Annotated in this window: 21 protein-coding genes and 1 pseudogene; 12 read left to right on the top strand and 10 right to left on the bottom strand. The window is 65.2% G+C overall.

Annotated elements, in window-relative coordinates; translation table 11 throughout:
* Both C2I19_RS10870 and C2I19_RS10875 read left to right on the top strand, forming a co-directional pair.
* Positions 1 to 131, top strand: a pseudogene (locus tag C2I19_RS10870) (IS5/IS1182 family transposase); the annotation flags it as partial.
* Positions 132 to 530: 399 nt separating this feature from the next.
* The gene (locus C2I19_RS10875) at positions 531 to 1,292 is read left to right on the top strand and encodes a substrate-binding periplasmic protein (protein WP_103902718.1); all 762 of its coding nucleotides are present in this window, start codon (positions 531 to 533) and stop codon (positions 1,290 to 1,292) included.
* Positions 1,293 to 1,386: 94 nt separating this feature from the next.
* On the opposite strand, the gene C2I19_RS10880 is transcribed toward C2I19_RS10875, so the two are convergent.
* Positions 1,387 to 3,372 carry a methyl-accepting chemotaxis protein gene (locus tag C2I19_RS10880; RefSeq protein WP_103902719.1) on the bottom strand — a complete coding sequence of 662 codons (1,986 nt, stop codon included), beginning with the start codon at positions 3,370 to 3,372 and terminating at the stop codon, positions 1,387 to 1,389.
* A gap of 372 nt (positions 3,373 to 3,744) precedes the next feature.
* On the opposite strand from C2I19_RS10880, the gene C2I19_RS10885 reads away from it, so the two are divergent.
* The 5 genes from C2I19_RS10885 to C2I19_RS10905 are packed head-to-tail and all read left to right on the top strand — an operon-like array spanning position 3,745 to position 8,852.
* On the top strand, positions 3,745 to 6,114 hold the full coding sequence (locus C2I19_RS10885; RefSeq protein WP_103902720.1) for a HAMP domain-containing protein: 2,370 nt from the start codon (positions 3,745 to 3,747) through the stop codon (positions 6,112 to 6,114).
* Complete coding sequence (locus tag C2I19_RS10890; protein WP_103902721.1) at positions 6,111 to 7,088, top strand: chemotaxis protein CheX; 978 nt, start codon at positions 6,111 to 6,113, stop codon at positions 7,086 to 7,088. Before C2I19_RS10885 ends, C2I19_RS10890 begins: the two co-directional genes overlap by 4 nt.
* A gap of 26 nt (positions 7,089 to 7,114) precedes the next feature.
* Positions 7,115 to 7,483, top strand: a complete 369-nt coding sequence (locus C2I19_RS10895) for a response regulator (RefSeq protein ID WP_103902722.1) — start codon at positions 7,115 to 7,117, stop codon at positions 7,481 to 7,483.
* A gap of 14 nt (positions 7,484 to 7,497) precedes the next feature.
* Positions 7,498 to 8,286, top strand: a complete 789-nt coding sequence (locus C2I19_RS22470; protein WP_103902723.1) for a methyl-accepting chemotaxis protein — start codon at positions 7,498 to 7,500, stop codon at positions 8,284 to 8,286.
* Positions 8,283 to 8,852: a hypothetical protein gene (locus C2I19_RS10905; RefSeq protein ID WP_103902724.1), complete on the top strand. Its 570-nt coding sequence runs from the start codon at positions 8,283 to 8,285 to the stop codon at positions 8,850 to 8,852. Before C2I19_RS22470 ends, C2I19_RS10905 begins: the two co-directional genes overlap by 4 nt.
* An 88-nt stretch (positions 8,853 to 8,940) precedes the next feature.
* Here C2I19_RS10905 and C2I19_RS10910 read toward each other — a convergent pair whose 3' ends face one another.
* A complete protein-coding gene (locus C2I19_RS10910; protein ID WP_103902725.1) occupies positions 8,941 to 9,675 on the bottom strand; it encodes a dienelactone hydrolase family protein in 735 nt (244 codons plus the stop codon).
* Positions 9,676 to 9,740: 65 nt separating this feature from the next.
* The gene (sgrR, locus tag C2I19_RS10915) at positions 9,741 to 11,426 is read right to left on the bottom strand and encodes an HTH-type transcriptional regulator SgrR (protein ID WP_103902726.1); all 1,686 of its coding nucleotides are present in this window, start codon (positions 11,424 to 11,426) and stop codon (positions 9,741 to 9,743) included.
* Between the two features lie 86 nt (positions 11,427 to 11,512).
* Here sgrR and C2I19_RS10920 point away from each other — a divergent pair, with 86 nt between their 5' ends.
* Entirely contained in the window at positions 11,513 to 11,728 is a 216-nt protein-coding gene (locus tag C2I19_RS10920) for a hypothetical protein (protein ID WP_146056783.1), read from the top strand.
* Between the two features lie 3 nt (positions 11,729 to 11,731).
* Here the strand turns inward: C2I19_RS10920 and C2I19_RS10925 are convergent, their stop codons facing one another.
* The 5 genes from C2I19_RS10925 to hflK all read right to left on the bottom strand — a co-directional run bounded on the left by C2I19_RS10925 (position 11,732) and on the right by hflK (position 18,672).
* Positions 11,732 to 14,122 carry a chitinase C-terminal domain-containing protein gene (locus tag C2I19_RS10925; protein WP_103902728.1) on the bottom strand — a complete coding sequence of 797 codons (2,391 nt, stop codon included), beginning with the start codon at positions 14,120 to 14,122 and terminating at the stop codon, positions 11,732 to 11,734.
* Between the two features lie 282 nt (positions 14,123 to 14,404).
* The gene (locus C2I19_RS10930) at positions 14,405 to 15,490 is read right to left on the bottom strand and encodes a TerC family protein (protein WP_103902729.1); all 1,086 of its coding nucleotides are present in this window, start codon (positions 15,488 to 15,490) and stop codon (positions 14,405 to 14,407) included.
* 22 nt (positions 15,491 to 15,512) lie between these two features.
* Positions 15,513 to 16,766 carry an NRAMP family divalent metal transporter gene (locus C2I19_RS10935; protein WP_199181148.1) on the bottom strand — a complete coding sequence of 418 codons (1,254 nt, stop codon included), beginning with the start codon at positions 16,764 to 16,766 and terminating at the stop codon, positions 15,513 to 15,515.
* Complete coding sequence (gene hflC, locus C2I19_RS10940) at positions 16,763 to 17,641, bottom strand: protease modulator HflC (RefSeq protein ID WP_103902730.1); 879 nt, start codon at positions 17,639 to 17,641, stop codon at positions 16,763 to 16,765. The genes C2I19_RS10935 and hflC overlap by 4 nt, the downstream gene beginning before the upstream one ends.
* Complete coding sequence (hflK, locus tag C2I19_RS10945; RefSeq protein WP_103902731.1) at positions 17,641 to 18,672, bottom strand: FtsH protease activity modulator HflK; 1,032 nt, start codon at positions 18,670 to 18,672, stop codon at positions 17,641 to 17,643. The genes hflC and hflK overlap by 1 nt, the downstream gene beginning before the upstream one ends.
* Here hflK and C2I19_RS10950 point away from each other — a divergent pair.
* The 4 genes from C2I19_RS10950 (at position 18,665) to C2I19_RS10965 (ending at position 20,522) form a co-directional block, all read left to right on the top strand.
* Positions 18,665 to 18,895, top strand: coding sequence for a hypothetical protein (locus C2I19_RS10950; protein ID WP_146056784.1), 231 nt, complete (start codon positions 18,665 to 18,667; stop codon positions 18,893 to 18,895). The two genes, hflK and C2I19_RS10950, sit on opposite strands and share 8 nt — an antisense overlap.
* Positions 18,896 to 18,907: 12 nt before the next feature.
* A complete protein-coding gene (locus C2I19_RS10955; protein WP_103902733.1) occupies positions 18,908 to 19,807 on the top strand; it encodes a prohibitin family protein in 900 nt (299 codons plus the stop codon).
* 104 nt (positions 19,808 to 19,911) lie between these two features.
* Complete coding sequence (locus tag C2I19_RS10960; protein ID WP_103902734.1) at positions 19,912 to 20,127, top strand: HP1242/YdcH family protein; 216 nt, start codon at positions 19,912 to 19,914, stop codon at positions 20,125 to 20,127.
* 113 nt (positions 20,128 to 20,240) lie between these two features.
* Positions 20,241 to 20,522, top strand: a complete 282-nt coding sequence (locus C2I19_RS10965; RefSeq protein ID WP_103902735.1) for a hypothetical protein — start codon at positions 20,241 to 20,243, stop codon at positions 20,520 to 20,522.
* Positions 20,523 to 20,525: 3 nt separating this feature from the next.
* On the opposite strand, the gene C2I19_RS10970 is transcribed toward C2I19_RS10965, so the two are convergent.
* Both C2I19_RS10970 and C2I19_RS10975 read right to left on the bottom strand, forming a co-directional pair.
* Positions 20,526 to 20,918 carry a YybH family protein gene (locus tag C2I19_RS10970; RefSeq protein WP_103902736.1) on the bottom strand — a complete coding sequence of 131 codons (393 nt, stop codon included), beginning with the start codon at positions 20,916 to 20,918 and terminating at the stop codon, positions 20,526 to 20,528.
* A gap of 18 nt (positions 20,919 to 20,936) precedes the next feature.
* Complete coding sequence (locus tag C2I19_RS10975) at positions 20,937 to 21,683, bottom strand: substrate-binding periplasmic protein (RefSeq protein WP_233201166.1); 747 nt, start codon at positions 21,681 to 21,683, stop codon at positions 20,937 to 20,939.
* Positions 21,684 to 21,725: the final 42 nt, after the last annotated feature.

Consider the following 21,725-nt stretch of genomic DNA (forward strand, 5'->3'; position numbering starts at 1 on the left):
TCGGAGGCCTTCGCAAAACCAAACTGATCGGCCGGGCCAAACTGGCCGGGCAAACTTTTTTAGCGTTTGCGACATATAACCTGATCCGCATTGGCAGCCTGTCCGGTTGCTGGGGCGGATCGCATGTATAGGGCGTATTGCGCCCAAAATCGCCGGATAACCGGCAAACAGCCTGAAAACCCAGGCAGAGAACGGATTTATTGGCATTCTGCCCGCTGAAACCGCCCATTTTTGTTCATATGGAAATGGGTTGGGGCAATATCGACGTGTTTCTCAACGGCCTGCTAAGCGGAAAAAATGGGCGGGTGGGGGCACTGTTGCATAAATCCAGAACAGGGCGAGGCTCGGTCATCAAGCAGAACAGGGCGGAGTGGATATCAAGCCGGGTGGTTGGCTCGCGGTGCGTTGGTAAGTTTGACCGGGCTCATGGGGGCGGACCGTGCACGGGAAGCCGAATTCTGCAAGTCCGGCTACGATGAGGAGTAGCCTGCGGTTCTGTTGAGTCGCTTTGCCGTGGCGGGAAGGGGGTTATGAGGTCCATTCTGTTTTGGCTCGTCGCTCTCCTGGCGCTCTGCGCGCTGTCATCGGCGCGCGCCGCCGCGGTGGTGACGCTGGCCTCCGATGACTGGTGCCCTTTTATCTGCTCCGGCCCAGGCGGCATTGACGGCGGGTTCCTGGTCGAATTGGCGCAGCAGGCGCTGGCGACACAGCGTTATCGCGTGGATTCCAAGCTGATGCCCTTAAGCCGAGCGATGGCGATGAGCGAGAGCGGCGAGCTGGATGGCGTGTACGCGCCGCCTGTCGACGACACTTTGTTGCAAAGCAAGCCGCTGGCCTATTCCCGCGCCTGTTTCTACACGCCAAAGCAAAGCCATTGGCGGTATGCCGGTCTGTCCTCGCTGCGGGGGCTGAAAATCGGCGCCATCGTCGACTATGGCTACGATGGGGGCGAATTCGACCGCTTGTTGGCCGCCAAAGGGCATGGCGGATTGACCCTGGACTTCAATACCGGAGAAAAGGCTGGCAACAAGAATCTGCGCAAGCTGCTGCTGGGGCGCTACCCCGTTCTATTGGAGCACGAGGCGGTAATGGCGCATATAGAAAGCGCGGTGCCGGGCGGCGGCCAGGTGCGCGAGGCGGGATGCCTAGAGCGGCCGTTGCCGCTGGTCATCGGTTTCGGGCGGCATGGCGAGAGTGGCGTCGAAATGGCGCGCGCGCTCGACGCGGGCATGGCGCGTCTCTCTGCCTCCGGCCAACTGGAAAAACTGAAAAGAAAGTACCGGATCAAATGAGGGCGGGGGCCTTGGCGTCTGCCAGGCCCGCGGCCGGTATCGCCTGAATAAAGCGCCGGACTGGGCGCGGCGGGGCGGGCCGCGCGCGGGATGCTTAGTCTTGCAGATGCTGGAAGCGGTCCACCAGCTTGACCAGCTCGCTGGCCGAGGCGTTGAGCCGGTCGGACAGCCGGGCTACCTCCTGCACCAGGCTGGCATTGTCTTCGGCCAATGAGGCGATCACGCTGATATTGGTGGCCACCTCATTGCTGGCGGCGGTTTGCTGCGCCATGGCGCTGGCCGTGTCCTGGCTTTTGCTGGCCGCATGGCCCGCCTCGGTGTGGATGTGCTCCAGATCGTCCACGGTGCGGCCGACCAGCTGCAGCCCCGATTCCATTTTCTCGCGCGCTTCCAGCATGTGGCGGGCGGCGGTTTGCGTTTCGCCGCGGATATCCTCGATCAGCGCGGCGATGTCCAGCGTTTCCTTGCCGGTGCGCTCGGCCAGCTTGCGCACCTCGTCCGCCACCACGGCGAAGCCGCGGCCGGTTTCGCCGGCCCGGGCGGCCTCGATGGCGGCGTTCAAGGCCAGCAGATTGGTTTGGTCGGCGATCTCGCGGATGGCGGTGATGATGGAGCGTATGCCCTCGGATTTCAGGCGCAGCGCCTCTATGCGGTTGCCGGCGTCGCCCAGCACCGATGAGGTCTGGTTCATGGCCGAGGTGGTGTCGCCCATGCGGCTGCGGCCGTCGCTGACGCTGTGCTGCATCTGCTTGGCCAGGCTCAGCGATTGCTGGGTATTGGCGGTGACGGACTCGATGCCGGCCGACATCTGCTCGACGGCGGCTGCGATTTCCGTCGCCGACTGGCTCTGCGTTTCCGATGCCTTGGCCGCGCGGTCGGCGATGTCCAGCATGGCGTGGGCGGCCTCCACCAGCGTGTGGGCGTTGTGGTTGACCTGGTTCAGCGTATGGGCGAAGGCTTCCACCAGGTGGTCGAAAGCCTGGCCCATGCGCGCGATTTCGTCCTGGCCGCGTATCGCCGCGCGCGGCCGCAGATCGAAGTCCTGGCTCATCGTCGTCATCAGCGTTTCCAAGCGGCGCACCGGCGAGTGGATGCCGCGGTAGATGGCGAAGCCCAGGCCGCCCAGCAGCAGGATGACCAGCGCGGAGCCGCCCAGCGTCAAGGAGAGATCGGCGCGCGCCTGCGCCAGTTTGGCCGCCACTTGGCCTGCCATTTGCTCCAGCAGCTGGTCCTGCTCTTTCTTCAGCGCGTCGATGCGCCGACTGGTGGTTTGGAACCATTCGGCCGGCGTCACGCCCACCGGCTGTCCCAAAGGCTGGCCCATCACCTTGGCGCGCAGCGCCTGCGCCGCGCGGCTTTCCTCGCCTTCATCCAGCGCCTCCTTCTGGCTGCGCAGCGCGTCGTCCGCGATCAGCTTGAACTGGCTGGCGCAGGCATCCTGCTTGGCGCTTAGCCCGGCGAGTTGGGCCAGGTTCTGCTGGTTCAGCGAGCCGCCCTGCAGCAGGCCGTTGACGTAGCCGCGCTCGCGGCCGGCGAATTCCTTTTCGCACTGCAGGTTCAACAGGGCCATGGTGCTGCGCAGCAGGTCGCCGTCGTCATTGGCCTGGGCCAGGCCGGCGATCAGGCCTATCAGCGCGTCGATGTCTTTGGAATAGGCGGCGAAGGCGCCGGGGGCGGCGACGCCGCGCCGCTCGACGTCGGCGCGCAGCTGCGCCAGCGCCTGCAATTGCCCGTTCAGCGCGCCAAGACGGGCGTCCAATCGGGCATCGCCTTGTTCGCCGCTTGCGGAGGCGAAGCCGGCCAAGGACTTATCGGCATTGGCGCGGGCGGTTTGCAGCGCTTGGGGCAGCGCGGTTGCCTGGCCGCTCAAAAAGCCGTTGCTGAGACCGCGCTCGGTCTGCAAATCGTGTATCAGCTGGCTGGCGCCGCCGGCGATGACGATCAGCCGATCGGAATGCTGCAAGGCGCGCAAATTATGCGCGCGATCCAGCGACAGAACCGCGGCGAGAAAGATCAATGCGCAAGAAAAAGGGAGCAGCAACAGCAATAGCTTGCTGGCGATGGGCAGTCTGGACAGCATGGAGCCTCCCGCGGCGGATGGACCGGGCGCCGATTCCTACTATAGGAAAAATTGCCGCCTATGCGCATGCGGTGGGTTCGGATAGCTTGCGATGCGTCCCATGCATGGCGGTCAGTCGCTGGCGACGCGGATTGGCTTTCAGGGCGGGGGTAGTGCTGGTTTCTCAGGGCGGGATAGCTTCTATTCATGATTTTTTTGAATGAATGGCTGCCTGGATGGCTCGTGGGATGGTTAAGCATTGGCTTAGCAATCCAATCGATACTGCATGGATGGTTGTCATAAGGGTGTCATCGAGGTCTGAAAAAATGGCTTGCGTAATTATTACCAAGCAGACTGTTTAAACTTTGACAATCTCTTTGCCTTGGGCAAGCCATGAATATACGTAATAGGATTCTCTTGCTGGTGTCGGTCAGTTTCTTGTCCATCTTGGGCGTGGGCGGCTATGCGGTGTGGAAGTCTCATGCCGGCGCCGCCGCCGTGAAAACGGTGACTGAAGTGGAGGTGCCCAGCGCTTTGGCCTCGGCCGATCTGATTTCATCGCTGAAGGACGTGCAATTGGCCATGATGGCGTTTTTGCAGGCTACGGACGCCAATCCGCGCGCCCAGGCGCAAGAGCAGCTGGCCGCCGCCGAGAAGGCCTTGCAGGCGCAGCTGGCTTTGCAGAGGAAGATGGCCGGCAGCCCAACCCAGCGCGGCCTGGTCGATCAAGCCCAGGATGTCTACGACAGCTACGCGTCTTCCATCAGCGACACCATCAAATTCAAGCAGGGCGGCCAGAACGATATGGCCGACGCTAGCTACGCCGGCGGCGTGCTGCAATACCATGACAATCTGCAGCAGATCGTCTCCACGCTGCGCGTGGAAAAGAACCGCAACAAGGACGAGGCGATCCAGGCCCTGAACCGCAACCTGGCGGGCGCCGTGATGACGCTGGCCCTGGTGACGCTGGCGACGCTGCTGGCGCTGGGCCTGCTGGGCTGGCTGCTGTACCGGCAGATCGCGCGGCCGATACGCCATATGCAGGACACCATGAGCGAGATCGCCGACAGCCAGGATTTCTCGCGCCGCATGCCGGTGGAGCGCGAGGATGAAATCGGCAAGTCCATCGTCGCTTTCAACAGCATGGTGGCGCGCATCGAGGAGAGCAGCGCGCTGGTGCGGCAGAAGAGCAACGATATCCAGGCCATGCTGCAGAACATTCCGCAGGGCATCCTGACCATAGTCGACGGCATGAAGGTGCATCCGGAATACTCCGCACACCTGGAAGCCATTCTGGAGCGCCGCGACATCGCCGGCCGCGACATCATGGATGCCCTGTTCGCCGGCTCCAGCCTGGGCGCGGACGCGCTGTCGCAGGTGGGGGCCGCCATCGCCTCCTGCCTGGGCGAGGACAGCATGAACTTTGAATTCAACCGCCATCTGCTGGTAGGGGAACTGGAGCGCCAGGGCAAGGTGTTGGACCTGAGCTGGTCTGTGATCGTGGACGAGCAGGACCGCGTGGAGCGACTGATGCTGTGCGTGCGCGACGTCACCGAGCTGAAGGCGCTGGCTGCCGAAGCCAATGAGCAGAAGCGAGAGCTGGCCATCATCGGCGAGATTCTGGCGGTGAGCCAGGACAAGTTCCATGACTTCATCGCCGGCGCGGTCCGTTTTATCAGCGAATCCGAGCAGCTGATCCGCCAATACCCCAACGGCGACGTGGAGGCGGTGAAACAACTGTTCCGCAATCTGCACACCATCAAGGGCAACGCCCGCACCTACGGCCTGTCGCAGCTGACCGATATCGTCCACCAGGCCGAGCAGAGCTACGAGCGGCTGCGCCAGCCCAAGCCGGATATCGCCTGGGATCAGACGCAGCTGCTGCAGGAGCTGGAGGCAGTGCGCGACAGCGTGGAGCATTACGCCCGCGTCAACGAAGTGAGCCTGGGCCGCAAGGGGCCGGGCCGGGTCGGCGGCGCCGATTTCCTGCTGGTGGACCGCGGCTTGGTGCGAGAAATGCTGCAGCGCCTGGAAACCGTCAACACCGGCAATCTGCATGAGTTGATATCCGTGCACAACAGCGTGCGCCATGTGCTGAGCCGCATGGGCACCGAGCCGCTGACGGAGATTCTGGCCGGCGTGCTGGATTCGCTGCCCTCGCTGGCGCATGAGCTGGGAAAGGACGCGCCGCAAGTGCGGATCCGCGACAACGGCTACGCGCTGCGCAACCAGGCCTCCGCCACGCTGAAGAACGTATTCATGCATTTGATGCGCAACGCGCTGGACCACGGCCTGGAAATGCCGGACGAGCGCGTGGCGCTGGGCAAGCCGCCGCAGGGCGCCATCGCGCTGGACTTGCGCGTATCCAATGGCCGGCTGGAATTGGCGCTGGCCGACGACGGCCGAGGCCTGGCTTTGGGCCGCATCCGCGAGCGCGCCATCCAGCAGGGGCTGATCGCCGCCGGCGAGACGCTGAGCGACGAAGACACCGCGCAGCTGATTTTCCGCCCAGGCTTTTCCACCGCCGCCAAGCTGACCGCAGTGTCCGGCCGCGGCGTGGGCATGGACGCCGTGCAGGCCTTCATCAAGCGCGAGCAGGGCCGGATAGAACTGCGCTTCCTGGACCGTGAGCAGGGCATGGACTTCCGTCGTTTCGAGACGGTGGTGGTGTTGCCTGACAGCCTGGCGGTGGCCATCGAGGCGCGCGCCGGCGCGGCGGAATCCGCTCCGGCCGCCATCACGCCTGCGGCGAACCCGGCATGAGAGAGGATGCGATGGAAAACCACCTGCGCACCAAGATGCTGGCGCTGGAAGACAGCCAGGCCTATGTCGGCAGCCTCAAGCACTTCTGCCGCGACCACGAGCTGATCTGCATCCGGCCGCAGAAGGCCGGCGCGGACAGCGTGATGAATATCCTGCGTTCCAACGTGGACTTGGGCGGCATCCTGCTGTTCGAACATTACGGCGGCCGCCAGGCCGGGCTGGAGCTGGCGCGGCAGATCCACGCCGCGCGGCCGGAATTGCCGATTTTCCTGCGCCGCGAGCAGACGCCCAGTCTGGCGGGCCTGTCCGAACGCGACGCGCCGCGTTTTTGCTGCGCCTACACGCTGAATGATTTGCACATTCTCAGCGACGCGCTGGCTTCGTCCATTTTCAGCCGCGTGTATCCGAATCAACTGGTGCGCGGCATCGCCGAGATGAGCCGCGACGCGCTGGCCCAGCTGTTCCCGCGCTGCGAGGTGACCGCGCAGTCGCCTTTCCTGGCGGTGAAGGACCGGCTGGTCTACGGCGAGATGTTCACCTTGATCGCCATCGAAAGCGGCTGGTGCCGCGGCTACATGATGTTGCAGGCGGAGGAGGCGCCGCTGATGGCGTTGCTGGAGCCGGCCGGCGAGGCCGCAATGGATTTCCGCCAGCTCAACGCCGCGCTGGGCGAGGCCACCAATTTGATCTGGGGCGCGTTCAAGAACCGCTACGCCGGCGGCGGCGCGCAGAATCCTGCGCTGTTGACCCAGGTGCCCATCATCGTCAATCACCAGCGGCGCTACATATCGTTCGGTTCGGAAGACCCGCAGCTGTGCATCAAGTACCAGCTGCGCGAGCGCGATGCGGCCGATGGGCGGCACGTCACGCTGATGCAGCGTTTCGTGTTCAACCTGTGCTGGTCGCCTGGCGATTTTCAGGAAACCCCTAGCATTGAGTCGCTGGTCGAATCCGGCGAGCTCGAATTGTTTTGAAATTCTAATCAAGAAGAGGAAGTGAAATGGCTCAAGTTCTGATGGTGGATGACTCCAGCACCGTGCGCAACGAAGTGGCGGATTTCCTGAAGGCCAACGGCCTGACCGTAGTGACCGCGGTGGACGGCAAGGACGGCCTGGACAAGTTGCGCGCCAACCCCGGCATCAAGCTGGTGGTCAGCGACGTCAATATGCCCAATATGGACGGCCTGACCATGGCCGAGAAAATCCGCAACGAGCTGAAGAACGCCGTGGTCAACGTCATCATGCTGACCACCGAAAACAGTCCGGCGATGAAGGAGCGCGGCAAGGCCGCCGGCGTCAAGGGTTGGATCGTCAAGCCTTTCAACGGCGCGGCCGTAATGCCCACCTTCAAGAAGCTGGTAGCCGGCTGAGCGGAAAGAACGAGATGGACGCAGTCAGCATGATCGCTTTCGCCTGCGCCGGCTTGTGCCTGGCGCTGTTCGTCGTGGCTTGCGCGTTGGCGCGGCGGGCCTCTGGCCGACATCGACGCTCGCTGGCCGAGCGCGACGCCCGCATCGTCGAGCTGGAGCGGCGGGAGCATCCGGATGCCGTGGCCGAGCGCTGGCGGCGGCAACTGGAAGCCGCGGAAGCGGCGCATGGCCGCAAGCTGGACGAAATGAAGGCCCAGCTGGAGCAACTGGAGGGCAAAGCGCTGCAACTGGCTGAGGCGGCCAGGGATGCCGCTCGCAGCGAATCGCGCGAGGAGGCATTGCGCTCGCTGCAAAGCGTGCGCGCCGAGATGCGCCAGGAGCAGGCGGCGCTGGCTGGCGATGTGGAGCTGCTGTTGGGTCTGGTGCAGACCATAGAGCGCTGGCACGAGGAAATGCAGGGCATACTGGTCAACAACCGGCGCTTGAAGGAGCAGAACGAGGACTTCGCCACCATCGTCAAGAGCGTGGTGATGCTGGCCTTGAACGCCTCCATCGAAGCCGCCCGCGCCGGCGAATACGGCCGCGGCTTCTCGGTGGTGGCCGATGGCGTGCGCCAGCTGGCCAGCAACGCGGCCGACCTGTCCGGCGAGTACAAGAAAAACCTGGAGCGCAATGATCTGGTGACCACCACCACCTTCCAGGACCTGCAGGCCTGCGGCAATATGATCCGCACCGCGGTGTTCGGCCTCAAGGCCTCCAGCGAGCGCATCCTGGCCAAGCTGGAGAACGGAGAGGCGGCATGATCAGCGCCGCCGCGGCGGAGTCGCTGGAGAGGATTTGCGAGCAGGCGCTGCGCGAAGGCTGCGGGGGCGGCGAGGACGGCCCTTGCGTGGTTTCGCCGCTGGGCGAGCGGCTGCCCAGGCTGGAGGCCATCGGCGACGAACTGATTCTGCTGAACATTTCGTCCTACCATTTCCGTTTCGCCATGCTGTTCCAGTTCGAGGACGATGCTGCGATGAAGGACAGACTGGCGCGCTGGGTGCGCAGCGGCTCGCCGCTGACGGCCGCCGCGCTGCGGGACGCCCACGGCGAGCTGGCCAATATGATTTGCGGCGCGGTCAACCGCGCCTTGTGCGCCGTGTTCCGCCACGTGGGCATGTCCACGCCGCTGAGCGTGGGCGCCAGCTGCCTGCAGCACCTGGAGTTGTTGAACAGCGCGCTGCGCCGCAGCTGGCACGTGGACATGGGCGGCGGCGCGCATTTCTGGCTGACCGCCTGCCTGTCCTTGTCCAAGGGCGCCAGCCTGGATTTTCGCTATCAGCCGCCGGCGGCGGAGGAAGAGGGCGTGGGCGAGCTGGAGTTGTTCTAAGCCCGGGCCTTCTCTGACCCTGCATCGGGCCTCTTGCTGCGCGGCTCGCGCTGCCGTAGTCGGCTGGCGCGCTTGGACCCTGAGGGCGTTAAGCCAGCAGGCTGGACAAGAAGTCCGCAGTCAGCGCCCGCGCTTCGGGCAGGTTGTACAGCGTGTGCGGGGCCTGCGGCAGCAAGACCAGCTTCGCCCGAGGCATGCCGGCCAAGGCGCGCCGGCTGTCGCCGTCCACGTCCAGGCTGCGGTTGTATTCGCTGTCGCGGCCGAAGAAGGGGTCGGCGTCGGATAGGACATTCAGCAGCGCGCAGTCTGGGTCAAAGCCGTTATCGGCTTGTTCAACGAAGTAATTGTCCTCGCAGCTCCAGCCGTAGACCAGGCGCCCGGCGAACTCGCGTCCTCGCCAGCGCGCTACGGCCACGCCGCCCTCGCTGCTGCCGGCCAGCAGCAATTGCCGGGCATCCACCCACGGCATGAGCGGCAGCGCCGCCAGCGCCATCTGGATCTCCGCCAGCCGCAACGCATGCACCGCCTCGTATTCCGCCACCGGCGCCGGGCTCTGATAGCGAGGCCGATTCGGGCGAGCGAAGCTGTCCGGCGCCAGCGAGGCGAGGCCGAGCGTGTCCGCCAGCCAGCGCTGGTAGGCCTGGGTTTGCTCGTTGAGGCCGGAGGAACCATGCAGGAACAGCAGCAGGGGGCGCGGCGGGCCTGGGACATGGCTGGGCAGCGCTTCCAGCCGGCCTGCCCAGGCTGGTTCGCCGCAGGCATGGGCAGGCAATGTCAGCATGGCCTGGCGCAGCGGCGGTGGCAGATCGTCGAATTCGGGCATGGCGTTTGAGGCGTAATCAGCTTGTATGAATTGTGCCCGCCGCAGCGCGGGCGGGCAACGCCGCGTCAGCCGTCTTCTGGTCGCAGCCAGGCGGATTTGAAGTCGAACCAGCCCATGCTGTTGAGGCGGAAGTCTTCGATCTGGCCGGGGCCTTTCAGGCGCAGCCAGTTATGGAACAGCGGCAGTATCCAGTGCCGCCGCACGGTTTGCGCCGCCAAGCCGGCGGCCGTCTGTTCTCCGCCGCGCCAGCCGCGCTGCCAGTCGTCCAGCGGCAGAGCAGACTCCAGGCCGCGCCGCAATAAGGGCATGCCCAGCAGCCAGGCCGGCACCGAGTAATCCACGCCGCTGCTGAAGTTGATTGTGCCCAGCCATAGGTCAGCCTCTGCGTTGCCCAGTTCCCAATCGTTGTAGCTGAGCACCTCGCAGCGCAGCGCGATGTCGTGTTCGGCCAGGCATTGCGCGATGGCGTCTGCGATCTGGCGGTATTCCGGATGCTGTTCGTAATAGGCCAAGCGCAGTTGTTTGATCGGCGGCGCGCAGGGGACGGACTGCGGCTGGGCGTGGTGCCAGCGCGGCAGGAGGCCTGCGGCCGCCACCCAGTATTGCCGCGTGTCCGGCGGCGTGCGCTGCATGATGGCCAGCGGCGATAGCGCCTGCGCTAGCCACTGGCGGACGGCGTCGTCTCGCATGGCGGCGGCGCGGCCATCGCACAGCAGGTAGTAGACGCCGGTTTCCAGCGCCATCTCGGTCTGTTCTTCCACCGGCAACGGATTGATTTCCACGGATAGGCCACAGGTGCCGCTGACGTTGAGAGATAGCTGATCGCCCAGCTGCGGCATCATCCAGATGTCTACCTGATCCAGCAGCGCGCGGTAGCCGAAGTAGTCGTCGAAGGCGGCGAGCGACAGCCGGCGCGCGTCGTTGGCCGCCACGCGGTAAGGTCCGGTGCCTACCGGATGAGAGCTGAAATCCGGCCGGGACGCGTGATCCTCCGGCAGGATCAGCGCCGCCGGGTCCGCCAGCAGCCAGGGCAGCCAAGGGTCTGATTCATCCAGCTCCAGCGCGATGCTCTGCGGAGATAGCCGGCGCACGCCGCGCAGATGGGCGAAAAAAGGCTGTTGCCGCAGCCTGGCCACAGTGGCGGCGATATCGTCCATTCGCAGTTCGCGGCCATCGTGCCAGCGTACGCGCGGCCGCAGGTGAAAGTGCCACTCATGAGCGGAGTATGGTTCCCAGTGGTGAGCCAGATCGCCTTCTATTTCCCCTTTTTCCTCGTTTAGCCGGGTCAGGCCATTGAAAATCTGTCCGACCAGATGGCGCTCGGAGCGCCTGAGCGGCGCGCCGGGATGCAGCGTGGGCAGGGGGCGGTAATAGGGCACGCCCAGCACTTGGCGGTCCGCGTTCCAGCGGCGGCCCAGCCGCGACAGCAGCAGCGGGGCCAGCTGTTGCGGATCGTCCTCCAGCAGCGCCACCGCCTGCTCCACCCGGCCTTGCTCCAGCAGCTGCGAGGCTTGCAGCCGCTGCAGTTCGTCAGCCTCGCGTAGAAAGCGCAGGCCGGAGCGGCTGCCGCGGCCGGCGCGGGCGCGCCAGTCCAGCCAGCCCAGTTCCTGCATCTGCGCCAGCAAGTTGCGCATGTGGCGGCGGGTGCAGCACAGCAGATCGGCCAGCTGCTGCAGCGAGGCGGCGCTGTCCTGGCCTGCGTAGTGCCGGTGCAGGCGGCTGTATTGTTGCAACAGGCGTTTATGGCTCATAAAGAGGAATTTTGTAGGAAAATGTCAGCAATTTTTCCTTCATGTTATCAGCGCGACAATACGGTTTCCACCGCAAGGAGCGCAGCATGAAGACCGAAACATTGTCCCGTTTCTTCCAGCAATACCTGGGCCGGCAGCGCCGGCTGTTAGGCATGGATCCGGCCGAGGCCCTGGCCTGGCTGAACGAAGTCATGCAGTGGCAGGAGGACGACGCAAAAAAAGCGGCCGGGGACGAAACCCGGCCGATACGAGGGGAGCAGCAGAGGAAACTCGCCGGCCCGCCGTCGAGGCGGGCCGGATAAGGCTTATTGCAGATAGGGCAGGTAGGGCGACTCGTCGCGGATGGCGTAGGTCTTGCCGTTCAGGCCCACCGTGTAATGGCTGGGGCCGGAGATCGGCAGGTAGTACACCACGTCCAGCGTCACGCTTTGGCCAGGGGCCAGGCTCTGCCAGCTGGGCAGCTTCACCGACACGCGGTTGAAGTCGCCCTTCAGGCCGCCGACATTGCTGCCGCTATGGCCGACGCTGATCACCTTCAGGCCGAAGCCGGACTGGTCGGCGATATTGGCCGGCGCCGAGGTCGGCACGTCGAACTGGAACTCGGTGCCGCCGGGCAGCGTGGTCTTGGTCGAACGGTTGACGATGGTCAGCTTGGGGTTGATCGGATAGTTCTGATCGCCCAGGGCGAAGCCGCCCAGGCTGAAGCCCACGTCTATGGCCGCGGTCGGCGCCGGCGCGATGTCTGCGCGCTTGGCGCTCGCCTTGGCCGGCTGGCTGAAGGTGTTGTAGAGCAGGTTGGTCAGGGTGTTGCCCATGTAGTACTCGCCCTGGCCGTTGTTGCGCTGCGCGTTCCAGTCGTAGTCGCCGGCCAGTTCCCAGAACATCACGCCGCCCACGTTGTTGGCGTCAATCCAGGCCGCCTTTTGCGCGATGGACTGTTCGTCCTCGGTGGACAGGAATACGTTCTTGCTGGCGTTCCACAGCCACGGCGCGGCCAGCGCGCTGTTGTAGTTGCGCTGGTAGTTGCCGCTGAGCTGGTTGATGGCTTGGCTGGTGTCGATGCCGTAGGACGCGAGGTAGCTGCCGGCGATGCCTTTCTCCAGGTTCTTGGCGTGCCACATCGGATTGGAGCCGCCCGGGATCTCCTTGCCGTTGTCGTCCAGGTCATGCCAGATATTGTCTATGCCCACCGCGCCGTCGCCGCACTCGGTGAGTCCGGTCGGGCAGTTGCTGCCCACCGCGCTGCCCCACAGGCCGTTGCTGCCGCCGGTGACGTTTTTCCAGCCGCGGGTGTAGTAGGGCACGCCCATATTGACGCGGGAGGCTGGCAGGCCGCCGCGGTAGTAGTGGTAGGCCCAGTCGGTGTTCAGGTAGCCGATATTGCCGTACTGCGCGGTGCCGTAGACGTTCCAGAACGAGAGTTCGGCATCCTTGCCATCGTCGTACAGCGCGGCGTTGGGGCCGACAAAGCGGTTCCACGAGCCGTGCAGGTCATACGACATCACGTTGACGAAGTCCAGATACTTCAGGCCCGGGAAGGTTTCCATGCCGCGCAGCAGGTAGCCGGAGGCCGGCACTGCGGCGGTGATCTGGTAGTAGTGGCCGTCCTGGGCGGCGGCGCGGTCCATCCGGTCGCGCAAGGTCTGCAGCAGCGCCACATAGCCCTTGGTCAGGGAGCCCAGGCGGGCGTTGGAGAAGCTCCAGTCCAGCGGGTTGCCGGCGTTGCTCATCGAGGTCGGGTATTCGAAGTCGATGTCCAGGCCGTCGAAGCCGTATTTGCGCAGGAAGGCGACGGCGGAGTCGGCGAAGACGTTGATGCCGGCCTGGTTGACGCTGCCGTCGGCGTTTACGGTCATGCTGTAGAAGCCGCCGCTGGCCACGCGCTTGCCGCTGGCGTCGAAGTAGCCGCCGGTTTCGGCCCAGCCGCCCACTGAGATCAACGTCTTCACGCCCGGGAATTTGCGCTTGTACTGGGTCAGCAGGTTGAAATGGCCCTTGTACGGCAGGTTGGGGTCCATCTCGGCGCCGGCCACGCCGGGCCAGGTCATGTCAGTGGCGGAGTTGCCCGGCGCGGTCTCGTTGGCCGACAGCTTGTTGCTGCCGTCGACATGGGCGAAGGCGTAGTTGATGTGGGTGAGCTTGCCCCAGGGGATGTTGTTCACCAGATAGGCCGGGCTGCCGTCCTTGCCGGTGCGCCAGCTGGTGAAGTAGCCGATGATGCGGCGGCGGCTGCCGTTGGCCAGCTGTTCCGCGCCGCCTTGCTTGTAGGCGGCGCAGTAGGGCACGTCCACGCCGCTGGTCTGCGCCAGCGCTTCCGGCCGGCACAGCGCGTTGCCGGTGGGGGCGGGCACTTGCACCAGCGGCGGGTCAACCGGCGGCGGATTGGTGCCGCCGCCGCACTGGCCGATCAGTTGCCAGGGGCTGGCGTCGCTGCTGGCCGGGGTATTGCCTTGGGTCCACCATTTGGCTTGCCAAGTCTGGTCCTGGTAGCTGACGCGCTGGCCGCCGTTGTAGACGGAAGACGCGTTCCAGGCAGGGTCGGTACAGCTGCTGGCCGCAGTCTTCACCAGATTGGCGGCCGACATCGGCAACGCGGCCGAGCCGCTATTCAGCGCGGCGTGGCCGGCCAATAGCGCGGCGCCGCCGACGGCTCCGGCGGCCAGGCCGCCTTTGATCAACATCAGGGTCTTGCTCACACAGTTCTCCTCTGTAGTGGATGCAGCCAAACGAGTCCAACTTGTATTTAATTGGTATTAATGTGGACTGTAGATGGTCTGCATGAAGGAGGGACTGTACTTTTTGACAGGATGGCGCGTGGGAATAATCACATTGGCAAGCGGAGGGCTTGTCGCTCTGCGCGCTGCGCGGGCGTTCAGGAGAGGGGGAAGGTCTGGCAGGGTGGCAAAAGGACGGCCGCGCCGGCGCGGACATCGAAGCCGCGCGGCGTGGCCGCATGACGCAGAGAGGATGGAGCAGTCTTAGCGCAAGGTCTTGGGGGGATGCTTGGGCGCGGGCAGGAAACCCTGGCTCAGCAAATGCCAGGCCAGCCACAGCAGCGCCAGCGTGCCCAGCAGGGCCGCCACGCCGACCAGCAGCTTCAGCGCCGGGCTGAGCCGATTGCGGCCGCTGCGGTCTTCTTCCTGCTGTTCGGCAGCTTCGGCGGGGGCGTTTCGAACGGCGACACTGGCCTGCTCAGCCTGCGGGGCGGCGGCGGGCGGCGTTTCCGGCGCCTTGAAGGCGACGGTCGGCGCGGTATCGGTCGGCGCGGGGAGCGGGAGCGCGGCCTCATCCTGCAGGATGGCGGCCTCGCCCAGGCTGCTCAGGCGGCGGGTCAGCGGCTCCAGCGGCCGCCAAGGCGGCATAGGCGCGAGCTTCCGCCGCTGCTCGCGGATGATGCGGCTTTGCAGCAACACGAAGATGGCGCCGAGCATGGGCAGCACGACTTGCAGCGCGGGCGCTTGAGCGGCCACCCAGTCCCCCCACAGCGCGTCGCTGGCCGCCAGGCTGCCGGCAAGCCAGCCCAGCACGGCGGAGCCGGCGGGGATCAACAGCGGGTAATCGTCCATCAGCCGCGACAACAGCAGGCTGCCGTACATCAGGAGCGGCACGCTGAGCAGCAGGCCCAGCAGCAGAAACAGCACGCTGCCCTGGGCCGCCGCGGCCAGCGCCACCACATTGTCCAGGCTCAGCGCCAGGTCTGCGCCCACCACCAGCATCACGGCGTTCCAAAGCTGCTGGCTGTGGCCGGCCTGCTCCGCCAGCGCGGCGCCGTCGTCTTCCTCGTCCTCTCCCAGCAGCAGCTGGATGGCGATGAACAGCAGGATGGCCGCGCCGGCCAGCTTGAGCAGGGGCACCATCAGCAAGACGCCGGTGACGGCGGCCAGCAGCGCGCGCAAGACGATGGCGCAGCCGGTGCCCCACATTACGGCGCGGCGGCGCAGCGCTTCCGGCAGCGAGCGGCAGGCCAGCGCGATCACCAGCGCGTTGTCGCCGCTGAGGATAAGGTCCAGGAACGATACCTGGAAGGTCAGCCCAAAGGCGTGGGCGAAGCTGTCGGGTTCCATTTTTGAATCCTGAAGTCGGGGGTCAGCCCAGGCTGCCCATCATGCCGGCGTACAGGCTGAAGCCGGCGAGCAACAGCAATATGGGGCCCAGGACCATCCGGTAGCGGCGGCTCAGCCGCAGCGGCGGGGGCAGCTCGCGACAGGCCAGCCAATACAGGCCGCCCAGCATCGCGGGCAGTAGCAAGGCGTTGGCGACGGCGGTGGCGATGGACAGCTTGACCAGATTGATGCCGGACGAAACCAGCACGCCGGTGCCGGCCAGCATGATGGCGAAGCTGCCGTAGAACCAGGGCGCTTCCAGCGGGCGCTTTTCCAGCGATTCGCGCTGTCCGGCCAGCTCGCCCAGGGTCCAGGCGCTGGTCAGGCAGACCACGATGGTGGCCACCAGGGCGCCGCCGGACAGCGCCAGCGCGAACAGCAGCTTGCCGCCGGCCGGGCCGAGCAGGCGGGTGAAGCCGCCGGCTATCTCCGGTATGGCGTCGAGGCTCTGCCCGCCCGCGCCCTGGCCGAAGGCCACCGCGGCGGCGATCAGGATGCCGGCGGTGATGACCTGGCACAGGATGGCGCCCAGCAGGGTGTCCAGCCGCGCCGGTTTCAAGTCGTCCAGCGTCAAACCCTTGTCCAGCATGGCGGACTGCTGGTAGCAGATGGTCCACGGCATGATGCAGGTGCCGATATTGGCGGCGGCCAGCAGCAGGAAGTCGTGGTTGCCCAGCGGCAGCTGGCCGAGCTGGGCCAGCATCTGCCCCGGCTCCGGCCGCGCCAGCCAGGCTTCGGCCAGAAAGGCCAGTTCGAACACGCCCAGGCAGATGGCGGTGCGCTCCACCGAGCGGTAGCTGCCGGTGCAGACCATGGCGAAGATCAGCGCGCAAAGCAGGCACATGGTGCGCCAGACGGGAATGCCGAACAATTGGCCGACGCCGGCGAGGCCGCCGAGCTGGGTGGCCAGCGCGCCCAGGCAGCTGATCAGCAGCAGAGCGGCCGATAGTCTGGACGCGGCCGGGCCCCAGCGGCGGCGCACCAGTTCGCCGTAACTCATGCCGGTGCCCAGCGCCAGCCGTATCGTCAGCTCCTGAACCAGGTAAAGCACGGGGATGAGCAGGGCGAGCAAGGGCAGCAGGCGATAGCCCCAATGCGCGCCGCCCTGGGCGGCGGCGATCACGCTGCCGGTTTCGGTGTCGGCCAGCATCACCACCAGGCCGGGGCCGAGCGTGGCCGCCAGGTGGCGCAGGCGGCGCAGCGTGGAGGCTTGCAGCGGCATGTCCGCCCCGCTCATCGCTTGCCGCCAGCCGGGCCGTTTTTCAAATCATGCAGCAGCGCGGAATCCGGCGACAGCACCAGGGTGGGCGCGGAATCGGCCAGGGACTGGCGATAGGTCTGCAGCGAGCGGTAGAACTTGTAGAATTTCGGGTCTTTGCTGAAAGCCTGGGCCAGGGTGCGGCCGGCCTCGGCGTCGGCTTCGCCATGGATGATGGCGCTTTGCCGCTGCGCCTCGGACAGGATGACCGTGCGGTCCCGCTCGGCCTTGGACTGGATTTGCTGCGCCCATTCCGCGCCTTGGGCGCGCAGCTCTTTCGCTTCTTGCTGGCGGGCGGATTTCATCCGGTCGTAGATGGCCTGGCTGGTTTCCAGCGGCAGGTCGGCGCGGTGCAGCTGAACCTCGGTCACTTCCAGGCCCAGCGGGCGGGCGCGCTCCACCACTTCCTGCCGGATGCGCGCCACGATGGCGCTGCGGCGCGGCGACAGCAGATCGGTCAGCGGCGCCTTGCCCAGCTCGCGCCGCAACGAGGTGCTCACCAGCTGGGTCAGCTGGACGCGCGCCTGTTCCTCGGTGCGCAGCGCCTGGTAGAAGCGCAGGGTGTCGGCGATGCGGTAGCGGGTGTAGGTTTCCACCTCCAGCCGCTTTTCGTCGCCCAGGATCACCTGTTCCGGCGGCGGGGCCAGCATTTGCAGCCGGGTGTCGTAGTACTGCACGCTGTCTATCAGCGGCAGCTTGAATTTGAGGCCGGGCTCCGCGTCCACGTTGACCGGCGCCCCCAGCCGTATCATCAGCGCCTTCTGGCCCTCGTTCAGCGTGTATTGCGCCGACAATGCCAGCCAGACGGCGGCGATGCCAGCCACCCAGCCGATTCCTCGCCATTGCCTGTCCATCAGCGGCTCTCCTTGCCTGCGGCCTTGGGTTTGTCCTGCAGCTGCAACAGCGGCAGCACGCCCGCGCCGTTCTTGCCGGTGCCGTCTATCACCACTTTGCTGGCCTTCTTCAGCATGTCGTCCATGCTTTCCAGATACAGCCGCCAGGCGGTGACGTCCTTGGCCTGGGCGTAGGTCTGGTACACCGAGTCGAAGCGCTTGGCCTCGCCCTGCGCCAGGTTGACCACCTGGCTGCGGTAGGCCTCGGCTTCCTGGCGGATGCGGTCGGCTTCGCCGCGCGCCTTGGGCAGGATGTCGTTGCTATAGGCCTGGGCCTCGTTGCGCGCGCGCTCCTGGTCGGCGCGGGCGCGCTGCACGTCGTTGAAGGCGTCTATCACGGCAGCGGGCGGATCCACCCGCTGCAACTGCACCTGGGTGATCAGGATGCCGGCTTGCTGCTCGTCCAGCCTTTGCTGGATCAGGCCGCGGGTTTCCTCGGCCACCTGCTGGCGGCGGTTGGACATGGCGGCCTGGATGGGCGTGCGCGAGATCACTTCGCGCAGCGCGCCTTCCGCGGTGATGCGCAGCGCCTCTTCCGGCTTGTTGGCGCGGAACAGGAACTGGCCGGCGTCCTTGATGCGCCAGAACACGGCGCAATCTGCCTCGACGATGTTTTCGTCGCCGGTCAGCATTTGCTTTTCGCGCGGGTCGGCGCCGTCCGCCGGCGCGCTCTCGTACAGATTGGCCAGCTTCAACTGCTTGATCTGGGTGACCTTGGGCAACTGCACGGTTTCCAAGGGCCAGGGCAGATGGTAGTGCAGGCCGGCCGAGGTGGTATCGCTCCAGCGGCCGAAGCGCTGCACCACGCCTTGCTCGTCCGGCTCCACCCGGTAAATGCCGGACGCCAGCCAGGCGACGGCGATCATGCCGGCCAGCAGCCTGCCTCCCTTGCCGCGCATGCCCATCAGATCCAGGGTGTAGGCCAGCCGCAGGCGGAAGGCCGCGAAGGCGGACGGGGCGGGTCGGTCGGGGGGAGAGGCTGGGTTGGGCATGCTGGATGGGTTCCTGTTTTTAACCATGTTGCTTGTCGGGTTTAACGCGGCGGCGGCCACTCGGATGACATGCCTTGTCAATTTTAGCGATGGCGACCGTTTTGGTCATCTTCGCGCTGTCGATTTGATTATCCATATTGCATTGCGCAATGCGGCGGACGTATGCTGGTTTCAGGCAGACGGCCGGCGGAAGACGCCGGCGTCGCTGTTGTCAATTCAATAAGGAAACACCAAGATGCAACCGCTTAAAGCTTGGTTGTGGAAAATCGCCGCGGCCCTGCTGGGGCTGATCGTATTGTTCAATATTCTGGAAAAGTCCGTGCTCAGCTGGACCGTGATCAATCCGGGCTACACCGGCATCAAGATCAACCGCCTGATAGACCGCGGCGTGAGCAAGGAAAACGTCGTCACCGGCTTTGTGTTCTACAACCCGATACAGAGCGTGGTGGTGGTCTATCCCACCTTCGTCCAGCGCGAGGTGTGGACCCGGTCGCCCAACGAGGGCGGCGCCGCCAACGAGGAGCTGAGCTTCAATACCAAGGATTCGGTGCCGGTCACCATAGACGTGGCGGTGTCCTACCTGCTGGACGCGCGCAAGGTGCCGGAGTTTTACACGCGTTTCCGCGCGGACGATATTTCCAGCTGGACCCACGGCTATCTGCGCGACACTGCGCGCAACGTGGTGGTGGCGCTGGGTTCGGAATACGCCTTCGACGACATCAATGGGGTAAAGAAGGAGGAGTTTCTGAACCGGGTGGCGGCGGAGTTGAATCATCGCACCATGCCGATAGGCGTTTCCATCCAGCAGTTCGGCCTGGTCGGCGCGCTGAGGCCGCCGCCGGAGCTGGCCAACGCGGTCAACGCCAAGACCAAGGCGATCCAGGATTCCATCCGCACCGAGAACGAGGTGAGGGCGGCCCAGGCCGAGGCGCGCAAGAAGGTGGCGATAGCCGAAGGCGAAGCGGCGGCCAACCGCGCTTTGGCCTCATCGCTGGACGATAGGCTGCTGGCGTGGGAGAGGCTGAAGCTGCAGCGCGCCTACATCGACAAGTGGAATGGCCAGATGCCCAATGTGGTGGGCGGCGAGGGCGGCGGCATGCTGCTCAATCTTCCGGCGCCGGGCGCGCAGAAATGAGGCGCGGCCAGCTGAGGCAGATCAAGCGGCCGGCGGCGGTTTGACGCTAGCATGAAGTCGTGGCCGGCGAGGCCGGCCCCGTCAACCCACCGAGGAGGCTGCTGATGTTTCCCGAATACCGCGATCTGATTTCCAGATTGAAAACCGAGGATGCGCATTTCGCCAAGCTGTTTGACCTGCATAACCAGCTGGACCAGCAAATCCGGAACATGGAAGACCGCATCGTCAGCGCGAGCCAGCAGGATATCGAGGTGCTGAAAAAGGAAAAGCTGAAACTGAAGGACCAGCTGTACACCTTGTTGAAGTCGCGCGTGTCTTGAGGCCGCGCGCCGCGTCCCGACAGCCGGAACCTTGAGTTCCGGCTTTTTTGCTGCATGCGGAAATAGTTATGGCTAGAACTAAGAAAAGACCATTCTGCCACGGGGAAGCCGCCATGCATTTCGATGAAGTCCACAGCAAGCATTTCATTACACTGAGCCGCACGCCGCATCCGCACACGCTGATGGAGCAGACCTTGGTCGCCATGGGCGGCGGAGGCAATGACGGCATGAATTTCCGCAAGCAGGCCCTGGCCGCCGCCGGCTGGCATTACGACGGCCTGGTGCCTTTCGCCAAGCACCCGGAACATGCGGCCAAGGCATTCAACAAGCTGAGAAAAGCTTTTGCCAAGGCCGCGACGACGGACGAACTGCTGCAGGCGCTGAAGCACCATTGACGCTCAGGCTGGGGGCGGCTCCAGCAAGCGATGGCCGTAGGAATTATCTATGGTGCAGCGCCAGGCGCCGTCCGCATCCTGGGCGAAGACATAGGTGGCCTCGCGCGTGATTTCGTCCATTTGGCCCGCGTTCAGCCGGGTTTTGGCCAAGGCCAGCGCGCTGGCGCCGCTATGCAGGATGTGCACGGCGTCCTGGCTGACTTGCAGGCTGTGGTTGAAGTGGGCGGCGATGGCGACGAAAGCCTGGCGGATCTGCTCCTTGCCGCAGGCGTTGAGGCCGGGGCGTATCACCAGCACGGCGTCGTCGGCGTAGAAATCCATCAGCCGGTCGAAGTCTTCGGCGTTGATCGCGGCGTCGGCGGCGGCGATCAGCTGCGCGACGGGGTGGTCTTGCATGGCGGTCTCCTGGGCGATTCACTCATTCAGATAGCGGCGCATGATGGCCTGCGCCCGGCCGTCCGCGCCGATTTTATCCAATGCGCTCTGCAGCCGTTTGCGCCAGTCCGGCGGCGAGTTGGGATTCAGGGCGAACCAATATTGCTGTTTGCCATCCAGCAGCCAGGCCGGCTCGACGGTGTTCGCGGGCAGGTGCAGCTGACGCAGCTGCCAGGCCATGGCCCAGTCCAGCATCGCCACCATGTCCAGCCGGCCCAATACCAATTTCTGCAGGTCGCTGGTGTCGCTGTGGCCTATGTCCAGGCTGTCGCCGGACAGGCCCATTTCGGCCAGTTGCTTGGCGGCGGCGGATCCGGCCAGCGCGCCATTGCGGTAGCGCGCCAGTTCGGCGGAGGAGGCGATGCGGATGTCGCGGCGCTCGGCCAGCTTGTACAGATAGATGCGGCGAGGGCTGATCGGCCCCACCCACTGGAACTGGCTTTCCCGTTCCGGCGTGCGCACCAGCGTATACAGCAGCGCGCCGGGCGTGCTCCTGGCCCGGGCATAGGCGCGCAGCCACGGCAGCGTTTCTATATCAAGTTCGAAGCCGGCCTCCTTGGCCACCAGTTGCAGCAGTTCGGTCGAGAACCCCTTGACGCGGCCATGGTCCAGATAATTGAGCGGCGGCACATCCTCGGTGAACGCCTGCAGTCTTTCCGCGCGCGCGGGCAGCGGCATCAGGCCGCACGCGGCGACAGCGAGGCAAAGCATGGTTTTCAGCGCCATTCTGGGTCCTTTGCGCGAGCGCCATATGTTTCAGGATAGGAC

The organism is Chromobacterium alticapitis (assembly GCF_002924365.1).
Taxonomy (GTDB): domain Bacteria; phylum Pseudomonadota; class Gammaproteobacteria; order Burkholderiales; family Chromobacteriaceae; genus Chromobacterium; species Chromobacterium alticapitis.